At 66.6% G+C, this 359-nt stretch carries 1 pseudogene; it reads left to right on the top strand.

Annotated features, from left to right (window positions below):
• Positions 1-359: pseudogene (locus tag EN852_RS36605) on the top strand (membrane-bound PQQ-dependent dehydrogenase, glucose/quinate/shikimate family); the annotation flags it as partial.

Here is a 359-nt window from a genome sequence, read left to right as displayed (position 1 = left end):
GTCGGGCCGACCAAGCAGGGCGACATCTATGTGCTCGACCGGCGCAGCGGCGAGCCGATCGTGCCGGTAAAGGAAGTGCCGGCGCCGGGCGGTGCGATCGAGGGCGACCACACCTCCCCGACGCAGCCTGCATCCGATCTCTCCTTCAACCCGAAGGCGCTGACAGGGGCCGACATGTGGGGCATCACCATGTTCGACCAGCTGGCGTGCCGGATCGAGCTCAAGAAATTGCGCTACGAGGGGCGCTACACGCCGCCCTCGCTGCAAGGCTCGCTGGTCTATCCCGGCAATTTCGGCGTCTTCAACTGGGGCGGTGTCGCGGTGGATCCGCTGCGGCAGGTGATGTTCGGCATGCCGAC

The organism is Mesorhizobium sp. M2E.F.Ca.ET.209.01.1.1, from assembly GCF_004010375.2.
Taxonomy (GTDB): domain Bacteria; phylum Pseudomonadota; class Alphaproteobacteria; order Rhizobiales; family Rhizobiaceae; genus Mesorhizobium.
The sequence above is the reverse complement of the archived record's forward strand: the minus strand, read 5'-3'. Positions and strand labels throughout refer to the sequence as shown.